The sequence below is a fragment of the Arthrobacter sp. fls2-241-R2A-172 genome (assembly GCF_030208885.1).
Taxonomy (GTDB): Bacteria; Actinomycetota; Actinomycetes; order Actinomycetales; family Micrococcaceae; genus Arthrobacter.
In genome coordinates this window covers 294409-306514 of record NZ_JARVTB010000013.1, presented here as the reverse complement: position 1 = coordinate 306514, position 12106 = coordinate 294409, and the positions used below count along the sequence as shown (strand labels likewise).

Genomic DNA, 12106 nt, shown 5'->3' with positions numbered 1-12106 from the left:
GCTCACATGGCTATCACAGTCACTGATCCCCGGCCGATCGATCGCGCCGAGGAGATCCTCACCCCGGAGGCACTGGCCTTCATCGAAGAACTGCACACCCGCTTTGCCGGCACCCGCAACGAGCTTCTCCAGGCACGGAAGGTCAAGCGCCAGAAGGTTGCGGATACGTCCCGTCTGGACTTCCTTCCGGAAACCCAGGAAATCCGCGACGGCGACTGGAAAGTCGCCGAGGCTCCTGCGGCTTTGCAGGACCGCCGCGTTGAGATGACCGGTCCGGCAACCCCGGCCAAGATGGCCATCAACGCCCTGAACTCCGGCGCGAAGGTATGGCTTGCCGACCTCGAAGACGCTTCGACGCCCACGTGGCCTAACGTCGTCGACGCCATCCTGAACCTCCGCGACGCCGCCCGGGGCACTTTGAGCTTCACCTCCCCCGAGGGCAAGGAATACCGGCTCCGCACGGATGCTCCCCTGGCCGTTGTTGTTGCCCGCCCCCGCGGCTGGCACATGGAGGAAAGCCACGTACTGCTCGACGGCGAACCCGCCGTTGGTGCGCTGGTGGACTTCGGCCTCCACTTCTTCCACATCGCCAAGCAGTTGCTGGAGAACGGTCACGGCCCGTACTACTATCTGCCCAAGATGGAGAGCCACCTTGAGGCACGCCTCTGGAACGACGTCTTCGTCTTCGCACAGGACTACCTCGGCGTCCCGCAGGGCAGCGTCCGCGCCACCGTGCTGATCGAAACCATCCCGGCAGCGTTCGAGATGGACGAGATCCTCTACGAACTGCGTGACCACGCTTCCGGCCTCAATGCCGGGCGTTGGGATTACCTCTTCAGCATCATCAAGTACTTCCGTGATGCCGGCGAAGAGTTCGTCCTCCCGGACCGCGCCACCGTTGCCATGACGGCACCCTTCATGCGTGCCTACACCGAGCTCCTGGTCAAGACCTGCCACAAGCGCGGCGCCTTCGCCATGGGTGGCATGGCCGCCGTCATCCCCAACCGCAAGCAGCCGGACGTCACCGCCGCAGCCTTCGACAAGGTCCGCGCCGACAAGACCCGCGAAGCAAACGATGGCTTTGACGGTTCCTGGGTTGCCCACCCGGACCTGGTGCCCACCTGCCGCGAAGTCTTCGATTCCGTGCTTGGCGACCCTGCAAACGGCGGTAAGAAGAATCAGCTGGATAAGCAGCGCCCCGAGGTGAACGTCACTGCTGAGCAGCTGATCGACGTCGCGTCCGCCGGCGGTACCGTCACCGAAGCCGGCCTGCGCCTGAACCTGTATGTCGCCGTCGCCTACACCGGCGTGTGGATCTCCGGCAGTGGTGCCGTGGCCATCCACAATCTGATGGAAGACGCCGCGACTGCGGAGATCTCCCGCTCGCAGGTTTGGCAGCAGCTCCGCAACAAGTCGATCCTCGCGGACACCGGCAACACAGTGACCCGCGAACTGGTCACCCGCATCCTGGGCGAAGAGACCGAGCGCCTGCGCATCGAATTCGGCGACGAGAACTTCACCAAGTACTACGAGCCCGCGTCCAAGCTGATCGAGGACATCTGTCTCTCCGATGAGTACACGGACTTCCTGACCACGCCCGCGTATGAGCTGGTGGGCTGAGATGGGTTCACTGAGTTCATCTGACCTGGCCCACATCGAGGAACAGCTGACCGCGACGGACCAGTTGCTGGACCGCAACTACCCCGGCGACGACGGCTCCCGCCAGCCCATCCACACCGTCTACATTCCGGCGGACCGCTTCACGCCCACTTTCCTGGCGGACTGGGGCGCCCAGGCACTCGCGACGGCGGAGGCCCACGGCGGCCTCGAAAAGCTTGGACAGCTGTTGGGCCAGGAGCCCGACTTGGCTGCAGCCGTTGCCGCCCGGGTAGCTTCCAAGCTGGCCTCCGAGCCCATTGAGGACCTTCGCCTGGACTTTGAAGACGGCTACGGTGACCGCGGCGACGAGGCAGAAGACGCCGACGCCGTTGCTGCCGCCAACGCCGTTGCAGCTGCTGTCGCAGCCGGAACAGCACCGCCGTTCATCGGTATCCGCTTCAAGTGCTTCGAAGCCCCTACCCGGGCCCGCGGCCTGCGCACCCTGGACCTGTTCGTGTCCACGCTCGCAGCAGCCGGGGAGCTCCCGGCCGGCCTGATCCTCACCCTGCCCAAGGTCACCACGGTGGCCCAGGTCCAGGCCATGGATTACGCAGTGTCCCGCCTGGAGAAAGTCCTTGGGCTCCCCGCTGGCCGGCTCCGCTTTGAGGTGCAGGTGGAGACCCCGCAACTCATCATCGGCGCGGATGGAACCTCGCCGGTGGCACAGCTCCCCCACGTGGTACCCGGTCGCATCAGCGCCCTGCACTACGGGACTTACGACTACAGCGCGTCGCTGGGCATCTCCGCGGAATACCAGTCCATGGAACACCCCGTGGCCGACTTCGCCAAGCAGGTCATGCAACTGGCCGTTGCCGGCACAGGCATCCGCCTGTCCGACGGTTCCACCAACATCATCCCCGTCGGTGACGCAGTGGAAGATGCCTGGAAATTGCACGGCCGCCTGGTCCGACGTTCCCTGGAAAACGGCTACTACCAGGGCTGGGATCTCCACGCCGCCCAGCTCCCCAGCCGCTTCTCGGCGTCGTACGCTTTCTACCGCGAAGGCCTGCCCGCCGCGGCGCTGCGCCTGCGTAACTATGTGGAGCGCACCGAAGGCGGCGTCATGGATGAGCCCGCCACGGCCCGCGCGCTGGCTGGCTTCGTCCTCCGCGGCGTCCAGTGCGGCGCAGTGGGGACCGACGAGGTCAAGGCGCTTGCCGGCGTCGAACTTTCACAGCTGACCGCGCTGGCGCACCCGCGGCTCGCACAACCGACTTCCCACTGATAGGAGCATTTCGCATGGGCAAGTACTACTACCCCGAGGGCGGGCTGCCCCCGCAGACCCACCTGACCACCGAGCGGGCCATCGTCACCGAGGCCTACACGGTGATCCCCAAGGGTGTCATGACGGACATCGTCACCAGCAACCTGCCGGGCTTCTCCAATACCCGCTCCTGGATCATCGCGCGGCCGATTTCCGGCTTCGCCACCACGTTCTCCCAGCTGATTGTGGAGATCGGCCCGGGCGGCGGCGCTCCCAAGGCCGAGTTCGAGTCCGGCGTTGAAGGCGTTATCTTCGTGACCAAGGGCCAGGTCAACCTGACCCTCGACGGCGAGCTGCACCACCTCGAAGAGGGCGGCTACGCCTACCTCGCAGCCGGTGCAGAGTGGGGCCTGGAGAACGTCTCCGACGACATCGTTTCCTTCCACTGGATCCGCAAGGCCTACGAACGGCTTGAGGGCTTCGAAGCGAAGTCCTTCGTGACCAATGAGAAGGACGTGGAGCCCACCTCCATGCCGGACACCAACGACGTCTGGAAGACCACCCGCTTCACGGATTCGAGCGACCTGGCCCACGACATGCAGGTCAACATCGTCACGTTCCAGCCCGGCGGCGTGATCCCCTTCCCGGAAACCCACGTCATGGAGCACGGCCTGTACGTGCTGGAGGGCAAGGCCATGTACTTGCTCAACAACGACTGGGTCGAGGTTGAAGCGGGCGACTTCATGTGGCTGCGCGCGTTCTGCCCGCAGGCTTGCTACGCCGGTGGTCCGGGCGAGTTCCGGTACCTGTTGTACAAGGACATGAACCGCCAGGTGAAGCTGACCTAAGCATTGCGCCTACGCCGAGATCGCCGGAAAGCTGCCAGTTCGCTGGAGTTTTCCGGCGATTTCGTCGTTTTCCGGCGGACTCGGCGCTTCTGCGTTTTGGCACGTTTCCCGCGACCTCGGCGCGGACCCCTTCGGTAGAGTGCAGCACATGGATGACAAAGCGACGCTGCTCACATACCTCAGGAATCGGCGGGAGGATCTCCTCAGCAAAGTCGAGGACCTCAGCGAGTACGACGCCCGCAGGCCCATGACGCCCACCGGCACTAATCTGTTGGGGCTCGTGAAGCACGTCGCCAGCGTCCAGTTAGACTACTTCGGTGTGACGTTCGGGCGGCCCAGTGGCCGGGAACTGCCGTGGTTTGCCGATGGCGCCGAGCCTGATGGGGACATGTGGGTTCCGGCCAACGAAAGCCGCGAAGAGATCATGGAACTCCACCGTTTCTCTGCCGAGCACAGCGACGCCACCATCGAGGCACTGCCGTTGGACGCGGCCGGCGTGGTGCCCTGGTGGAACGAGGCGAAGAAGAACGTGACGCTTCACCAGATCCTGGTTCACATGTGCGTCGAGACGGCCCGCCATGCCGGGCATGCGGATATTCTCCGCGAACTCATAGACGGTTCGGCCGGCCAGCGGCCAGGGGATCCGAACATACCGGGAAAGTCCACGGAGGAGTGGGCAGCGTACCGGGCCCGCATCGAGCAGGCCGCAGTGGAGGCAGACCACAGCAACCGCTGACACCCTGACAGCGCCCGACGACGGTACTCACGTGCCGCCGTCGGGCGCTGTTATGCGGGAAGTCCACCGGCGCAAGTCCGCCCCGCAAACTTGATACGAACTTGAGCTAATCGAAAAGGTTCCTTGATACATCAGCGCCACGCTGGAAGCAGTCGAAGCACCAATACACGGAGTCTTCGGCATCGAATTTCCAGTATGAAAGACGACGATGTGGGGGACCCAATGGACCAGTCAGCAGCTCTCAGTGAGGTGATGGCCGTCAAGGGCATCATCCAGGATCAACACCCCGTGGATTTCTACGCGCTGGGTGTCGCAGGATGCATCGACCGGCTGGCTGCTCCGCTTCGCAGGGCCGGTGTGACAGTGCACTGGCACACCCCGCACCATGGAATCGAAATCTCGTCCTCCGCGGCGGCCCTTTTGTATCACGTGGCCCAGGAAGCTTTCAGCAACACCCTGAACTACGCGGGAGCCAGCGAGCTCACCATCCGCCTGAACGCGGTTTACCACGGCATCCAACTCACCATCACCGATGATGGCAGCGGCTTCGAAATCCATGCCGCGCCCAGTGGGCGGCGGCACGGTTTCGGGCTCCTCATGATGTCGATCGCAGTGCACGACGCCGGCGGGACAGTGGACATCGACTCCGAGGTTGGACGGGGCACCAGCGTAAGGGTCACCCTTCCCTTGGATTGAGTCCTATTTGGGACCTTATTTAGGCTTACACCCCATGGATCGGCGGCAGAGCCGGACGTATTCTGTACCTACTTTTCAGCCTCATATCCCTACGGAATGGCATCGAAAATGGCGCGGAACAAGGGTCGTAAGCCAGCTCTCGGGAAGGTCCTGCTCAGGATCTTCGGTTTCTTCTTTGTCAGTATCCTCTGCGGCGTGCTGATCTCCGGGTTCGTGGTGCCGGTCGTCGCCTTCACCAGCACCGCAGTGGGCGGATCCATCGGGTTCTACGAGAGCCTGCCCAGCGAACTTAACGTTGACTCACCGTCCCTTTCCAGCACAGTAGTCACTGCCGACGGCCAACACATTGCCACCTTCTATGCCGAGAACCGCGTGAAAGTTCCGCTGGAGGAGATGTCACCCTTCATCCGTGAGGCAATCGTCGCCATTGAAGACAGCCGGTTCTACGAACACCCGGGTGTGGACGCCCAAGGCATCATGCGGGCGCTGAGCTCCAACCTGACCAAGGGAACCAGGCAGGGCGCCTCAACGCTGACGCAGCAGTACGTGACGAATGTCCTCAACGAGTCGCGGCTCACTCAGGGACGTCCGGAGGATGTGGTCCTGAGCGGCGAAAAGACCATGGGAGACAAGCTCCGCGAGATCAAGCTGGCCCTGGAATTGGAAAAGCGGTTCAGCAAGGACCAAATCCTTGAGGGCTACCTGAACATTGTCTTCTTCAACCGGAACGCCTACGGCATCGAAGCGGCGTCGCGCTACTTCTTCAGTACGTCCGCCAAGGACCTGACCTTGCCGCAGGCCGCACTCCTGGCCGGCTTGGTGAACGGGCCCAGTGTCTACGATCCAACCGTTGCCCCCGACGCCGCAGTCGCCCGGCGCAACCTGGTGCTGGACAGGATGCTGGAGCAGGGCAAGATCACCGCCGTGGACCACGGTGTTGCAGTGGCGGCACCGCTGGAACTCAACATCACCCCGTCCATGCAGGGCTGCGCGGGGGCCACCATCGCCACGTATTTCTGCGACTACGTTTCGCATCTCATCCTCAACAACGACGCCTATGGCTCAACGTTGGAGGAACGCGAGCGGCTCCTGTTCCGCGGCGGCCTCACCATCACCACCACGCTGGACAGCAGGCTCCAGGCCGCCGCGCAAAAACAGGTCGATGCCTCAGCAGGCGACAATCCTGACAAGTGGGGCGCGGCCATGACCACGGTGCAGCCCGGTACCGGCAAAATCCTTGCGATGGCGCAGAACACGGTGTTCGTCCCGGAGGAAGGGAAGTACGATACCCAGCTGAACTTCAACGTGGACGCCAAGGATGCGAACGGCTACGACCTCAACGGGGCCGGCGGCTTCCAACCCGGGTCCACCATGAAGCCGTTCATCTATGCCGAGTGGCTCAATGAGGGCAAGAATCCAACCGCGGTGGTGGATGCTTCCCGCCGGGTCTACCCGGTGGGCTTCCCGTGGCGTGACAGTTGCGGGAAAGTGATGGGTGGCTACAGCACAGCCCAAAAAGCGGCCAACCTGGGTGCCGACGATGACCTGCAAAACAACGACCCCGGCTACTACCGTCCCATGCCCATCAACTACGGGCTCTACAACTCGATCAATACGGCAACGTTCGCCACTGCCGCGCAACTGGATTTCTGCGGCATCCAGCGGATGGTGGACACTGTGGGCCTGCACAGCGGCCTGGACAACGCGCCGGTCAACATGCACCAGATCGGCAACCTGCTCGGTTCCATCGGCGTGGCGCCCGTGGTCCTGGCGAGCGCTTACGCCACCTTCGCCAACGACGGCACCTACTGCGCCCCTATCGCCATCACAGAAATCAAGGACGCCCAGGGGCGGCAATACGATGCCCAGCAACCCGAGTGCCGGGATGCCGTCAAACCTGCCGTTGCCCGCGGAGTCAACGCTGTGTTGCAGGACGTACTGAAGATGGGTTCCGGCGTCTACATCGAACCCAAGGTACAGAACCAGGTCCCTGTCGCTGCAAAAACCGGAACCTCGAACAACAACGGAGCCACCTGGGTAGCCGGCTTCACCACCACGCTGGCTACGGCGTCGTTCTTCGGGGATACCTCGGCGGGCCAGCAACGGGCGGGCCAGAACGTCACCATCAACGGCAAGTTCTACAGGTCGCTGGACGGCTACATGATCGCCGGTCCACAGTGGGCAAACTACATGATGGAAGCCACTGCGCTCTACCCCAGCGGTCCCTTCCCTGCACCGGCTCCCCCACCTGCTCCGGTCACCCCTGCACCTACCGCGCCGCGGTAGGTATCCACGCCGGCGAGATCCCTTCCGGCGATGTAGCCGAACGTCAGCGCGGGACCGAGGTTGATGCCGCCTGCCGGGTAGTGGCCGCCCATGACGTTGGCTTGGTCGTTGCCCGCAACGTAGAGTCCCTGAATCGGCTTACCGTGGAGGTCAAGTGCCCGTGCGCGCCCGTCGGTCTCAACGCCGGCAAAGGTCCCGAAGCTGCCGGGAACCACCCGCACGGCATAGAACGGGCCCTTCTCGATGGGACCCAACGACGGGTTGGGCTTGTTGCCGGCATTGCCGCCGTACCGGTTGAAGGCGGTCTCTCCACGGCCAAAGTCGGGGTCCACGCCGGCCCGTGCGTTGGCATTGAACCTCGTCACTGTTCGACGTAGACCGGCGGGGTCTATGCCGCACTTCTCCGCCAGTTCTTCGATCGTCCTGCCCTTGATCAGGTATCCCGAGCGCAGGTACGGGAACAGGGGCACGGGCAAAGGTTTGGCCATGCCCAGCGGGAACCTGCGGACAAAGCGGCTGTCCGCGATCTGCCATGACTCCACAGTTTCGCCTTCGGGCGTCGCGGCCAGGAGCGCCTCGACGTAGTCGTAGTAGCCGTTCGCCTCGTTCACGAACCGCTGACCGTCCGCGCGGACACCGATGCTGCCCGGCTTGGCCCGGTCCATGATGTGCGGGAACACCCCCGTCCTGCCGTTGCGGTAGGGCACCAGCGACACCGGGCACCACGCGGCCGGCGATTTCACCCCAGTCTTGAAGCTGGCCCCCACCGACTGGGCCAGGTTGATGCCGTCACCGGTGGTCTCCCGTGGCGCAAGCGTCCAGTGCTCACGGCCCGTTGGGGTTTTGGGGAACAACTCTTTCCGTCGCTGCACATCGTTGGGGAAGCCGCCGGACGCCAGCACGACGCCGCGGGCAGCGTTGATCTGCAGCTCACCTTCCGGTGAACGCACGACGGCGCCAGTCACTGTGCCGTCGTCGTCGTTGAGTAACGCTGTGGCTGGCGTGGAAACGCGGATGTCGACGCCGAGGTCATCAGCCGATTTCATGAGCCGGCCGGTGAGAGCTGTGCCGTTGACCAGTTGCATGTTGCGGCGGTGCGTCAGGAGGTCCAAAAGGTGGAAGCCGAAACGCCAGCCCGCGTGGAACAGTCCTTTGGGGTTTCCCTGTGATGCCGAGAGGAACTTGCCCAGGTCCGGACCGGCCATGATGCCCATGCCGAGGAACGATGTTTCATATAGTTGGTGGCGCATCATGGCGCGCACGGTGGGTTTGATGGCGCGGGCGTTCAGGGGTTTGGGTCCCACGGACCGGTTGCCGGTTCCTGCTCCGGGCAGCTTGCCGTAGATGTCGTTGATCTTGCTGCCGGGAACGAACTGCAGGGATGTTTTTTCGTGGAAGAAGCCCACCATGTGTGGAGCAGCTTCGATGAATGCATCCACTTTGTCGGCCTGATAGTCATCCCCAAGGACCCCTTTGAGGTAGGTGCGGAAGGTGTCCTTATCCTCCCTGACACCTTCCTTCTTGGCGAGGGGATTCCCCGGCGCCCAGGCCCAGCCGCCGGACCAGGACGTTGCACCGCCGCACACGTCGGCTTTTTCCACCACGATGACTTTCAGCCCGTGATAGGCGGCCGTCACTGCCGCTGAAAGGCCTCCGGCCCCCGAGCCGATCACCAGGACGTCGCAGTCCACAGTAGGCAGAGGTTGCTTGGTGTTCATTTGGTGCTCCCGGTAAGTGCTGCGTTGTTGATTGTGAGGGTGGTGAGGACAGCTCCGGCTGCCGCTTTGAGGTGCTTGGCCCATCCGGATTCGCCCAGTGCCGCGACCCGGCTGTCCGATGGGGTTTCGACGCTGACCGGAGTGCCGGCAGGTAAGGCAGCTACGAGGGACGCAAGGTCGAATTCTCCTTCTCCCGGCACGCCGCGCTCGGAACGGGACTCCTTGATCAGTTCCTCCCTGGTGCTTGGCGGTGAGGAAGGTCCATCGCAAAGTTGGATCAAAGGAACAAGGTCCGCCGCGGCCACAAGCTGATCCAGTGAACCGCCGAAGCGGTTGACGTGGAGGGCATCCACTACGATCTTGCAGCCCGCCCGGCGTGCCAGCGCTGCCGCCTGCGGTATGGAACGGACTGCCTGGTAAGCGATGGGTTCCAAGGTAGGCATGATGCCGTAGGCCTTGCCATCCAGGGTCATCTGGGCGAGGTGGTCACCAAAGCGATCAAGGTCTGGGTCCGCGCATGCCACCGTCAGGGTCGAGGCTCCCAAGGCTTGGCCGGCTTCCATCATCTGCAGCCACGCCTGGCGCTGATCGGTCCCGTTCTGCAACCCTGTTCCGTCCAAGAGCAGGAACTCGATGTCTTCAACCGTGATCCCTGTGTCAGCCATGCGGGCCAGGGTTTCGCGAAGCATGGGCGAGCCCGGTTGAAGGTCATAGGGCCGCTCGGAAGCAGTAACCGGCCGGACCCGTGCGCCAATGAAGTCGAATCCGGCCTGGGCTGCGATGGTCACCAGGTCCGGGGGCGCGGTGCCGACAAGGGAAAGCTGGGCCATTCCCAGCCTCCGGGGCTGGCGCTCGCTCTGCTCTGCGCCGAATTCGCCGGAAGCGTGCGGCTTCGCTGGAGAGCTCCAGCGACTTGGCACCTTTCCGGCGAACTCGGCTCCCACGCCGCTTCCGGCCAACGTCGCTGCGATGCGTTGCGCAGCATCGTACCCGCTCTTCACAGCGTTGGACACGATAGCCGGAGACGTATCCACAACCGTCCCGGCCAGGGCGACCGGTACGGACGCAGCCAGGCTCAGCCCTGCTTCCCGTTCCTCGTGCGTGATGGAACCATCCAGCGGCAGCACGGAACGCGAAACCAGGAGATCGCCCGGAGCCTCAACCCACTGGTCCTCAACACCCGCTCGGCTGATTCGGACCCGGGAACCGTCATACTCCTCGATGGTGCTGGACAGGAAAATCCGCACCTTTGGGTTGGCCTCGAGCCGTGGCACGGCAAGGATCTTGGCACGGCGCCCCGATTCAGGGGCCAGCGCCGCCTGCGGGCCCACGATCAGCACGGCTGTGCCCAAGGACGCGAGGGTGTCCGCCACACTCATGGCCACGGAGTCCCCACCCCATATGGTCACAGCCTCGGGAACAGCAGCCGAGGCATCGCCGTCCAGGATGTCCGGATGGGCGGCGAGCCAGGCCCTGACATCCGACACCCGCGGCGAGCCGGCTCCGATAAACCCTGGCGTCGGCCGATGCCCACCAGTTGCGATGACCACGGCATCGGCGCCGACCTCGCGGGCCAGCTTGCCTGCGTCGGAGGTGTCAACGTGGGCTCCTAAACGGACTTCCACGCCCAGCCGCTCGTTTTCCGAGCTGGACCACTCCGCAAAACGGTGGAAGTCCGGCGTCGATTTCATCCGCTCCGCCATCGCGAACTGCCCGCCGGGCCGCACGCCGTCGTCCATCAGCGTCACCCGGGCACCGGCTTCGGCGAGTTCCCGGGCGGCGGTGAGGCCAGCGGGTCCGGCCCCCACCACCAGCACCTTCGAGTCGGGACGGACAGCGGGAGTCGGAACTGGAACCCGTGAGCGTCCGACGGCTGGATTGACCGTACAGGTGACCTGGCCAAGACCAAGGTTGTCGATGCAGACGTTGCAGGCGATGCAGGGCCGGTAGCGTTCTCCCCGCAGGACGCCGCCAACAAAGGCAGGGTCTGCATGGATGGCACGGGCCAGGCTCACGAAGTCGCAGGTGCCCTGAGACAGGACTTCCTCAATGATCTCCGGCGAATTCAAACGCCCAGCCATGCCCAAGGGAAGCCCAAACTGCCGGTACGCCTTGGCATAATCGGCCAGGATCCCGGGCTTCCACTCCCCCGATTGCACGATCCATTCACCGGCGTCGTAACTGCCGGCCGAGATGTCCAGAAAGTCGAGTTTGTCCAGGTGGGCCTTGGCGATGATGGCCACTTGCTGCTCGGCGCTGATGCCGTCGGCCGGGCCTTCCACCACCGAAACCCGCAGGCCCACAATCGTGTCCGGCACGGCCTCCCGCACGGCGTCGATCACGAGGTTCATGAAGAACCAGGGAGCTGCGAACTGGTCGGTCCGGTGGTTGGAAATGGGCGACATGAACTGGTGGATCAGGTACCCGTGCGCGCCGTGGAGGTTGATGACATCGAACCCGGCGGCAACGGCGCGGCGGGCCGCGGCCGCGTACGCTGCCACAAGCTCGTAACACTCGGCAGCGGTGAGTTCGCGCGGAACCTCGCCACCCGCCGTCGGGCATGGAACCGGCGACGGCGCGAGGTTCTTGAAACCGGAAACTGCGGCCTGCGCGGTGCGGCCGCCGTGGTTAAGTTCGACGGCGGCGAGCGCACCTTCCGCGTGCAGGGCCTCGGTGAGGCGGCGAAGTCCGGGGATAATGTCATCCGTGTGCAGGCCAAGTTGGTGGGTGCGGCCCTTGCCGTCGGCCCGGACGTAGGTGGCCTCAGTGGTGACCATGCCCAGTCCGGCTTTGGCACGGATGACCAGGTAGTCGATGTATTGCTCCGTGATGTAACCGTCCGTGGTGCCGTAGTTGCGTTCCATGGGCGCGGAGGCGAGGCGGTTACGGAGGGTCTTGGGGGTGCGGCCGTTGCGGCCAAGGGTCACGGGTGTTCCGGCGATTCGTGTCTGTGCCATGG

8 protein-coding genes are annotated in these 12106 nt (G+C 64.1%); 6 read left to right on the top strand and 2 right to left on the bottom strand.

From position 1 onward, the window contains the following. Window positions 1–6: 6 nt before the first annotated feature. From aceB to QRM57_RS18760, 6 genes are all read left to right on the top strand, one after another. Window positions 7–1620, top strand: coding sequence for a malate synthase A (aceB, locus tag QRM57_RS18785; RefSeq protein ID WP_284987735.1), 1614 nt, complete (start codon window positions 7–9; stop codon window positions 1618–1620). Between the two features lies 1 nt (window position 1621). Beyond that, entirely contained in the window at window positions 1622–2884 is a 1263-nt protein-coding gene (locus QRM57_RS18780; RefSeq protein ID WP_284987734.1) for a DUF6986 family protein, read from the top strand. A 14-nt stretch (window positions 2885–2898) separates the two neighbouring features. After that, window positions 2899–3711 (top strand): bifunctional allantoicase/(S)-ureidoglycine aminohydrolase, encoded by an 813-nt coding sequence (locus QRM57_RS18775; RefSeq protein WP_235517474.1) that lies wholly within the window; start codon window positions 2899–2901, stop codon window positions 3709–3711. A 148-nt stretch (window positions 3712–3859) separates the two neighbouring features. Continuing rightward, window positions 3860–4447, top strand: a complete 588-nt coding sequence (locus QRM57_RS18770; protein WP_284987733.1) for a DinB family protein — start codon at window positions 3860–3862, stop codon at window positions 4445–4447. Window positions 4448–4642: 195 nt separating this feature from the next. Next, on the top strand, window positions 4643–5143 hold the full coding sequence (locus tag QRM57_RS18765; RefSeq protein ID WP_235517492.1) for a sensor histidine kinase: 501 nt from the start codon (window positions 4643–4645) through the stop codon (window positions 5141–5143). Window positions 5144–5251: 108 nt separating this feature from the next. Beyond that, entirely contained in the window at window positions 5252–7429 is a 2178-nt protein-coding gene (locus tag QRM57_RS18760) for a transglycosylase domain-containing protein (RefSeq protein WP_284987750.1), read from the top strand. Here QRM57_RS18760 and QRM57_RS18755 read toward each other — a convergent pair. Together QRM57_RS18755 and QRM57_RS18750 are read right to left on the bottom strand one after the other, a co-directional pair. Beyond that, window positions 7354–9147, bottom strand: coding sequence for an FAD-dependent oxidoreductase (locus tag QRM57_RS18755; RefSeq protein ID WP_284987732.1), 1794 nt, complete (start codon window positions 9145–9147; stop codon window positions 7354–7356). The two genes, QRM57_RS18760 and QRM57_RS18755, sit on opposite strands and share 76 nt — an antisense overlap. Continuing rightward, a complete protein-coding gene (locus QRM57_RS18750; protein ID WP_284987731.1) occupies window positions 9144–12104 on the bottom strand; it encodes an oxidoreductase in 2961 nt (986 codons plus the stop codon). Before QRM57_RS18750 ends, QRM57_RS18755 begins: the two co-directional genes overlap by 4 nt. Window positions 12105–12106: the final 2 nt, after the last annotated feature.